Genomic DNA, 333 nt, shown 5'->3' on the forward strand with positions numbered 1-333 from the left:
TAGTATTGCGGTAAGGTAGAACAACATGACTATGAGTTGTATCTGGCAGTTAATGATATTGATCACACGAAGACAAAAGCAGCTTCGCCGCAAACAAATGGTATCTGTGAGCGTTTCCATAAGACGATTTTGCAGGAGTTCTATCAAATTACGTTTAGGAAGAAGCTTTATAGCTCATTGGAAGAATTACAAGTTGATCTAGACGATTGGCTGAAATTCTATAATACTGAACGGACTCATCAAGGAAAAATGTGCTGTGGTCGTACACCACTTGAAACTTTACTTGATGGAAAACGGATTTGGGCTGAGAAGAATTTAGCTCAAATTTAACCT

Annotated in this window: 1 pseudogene; it reads left to right on the forward strand. The window is 38.1% G+C overall.

The annotated features are described in order from the left end of the window. Positions 1–330 (forward strand): annotated as a pseudogene (locus J502_RS16320) (integrase core domain-containing protein); the annotation flags it as partial. Positions 331–333 lie beyond the last annotated feature (3 nt).

It is taken from the genome of Acinetobacter sp. 1294596 (assembly GCF_000582925.1).
GTDB lineage: Bacteria > Pseudomonadota > Gammaproteobacteria > Pseudomonadales > Moraxellaceae > Acinetobacter > Acinetobacter radioresistens.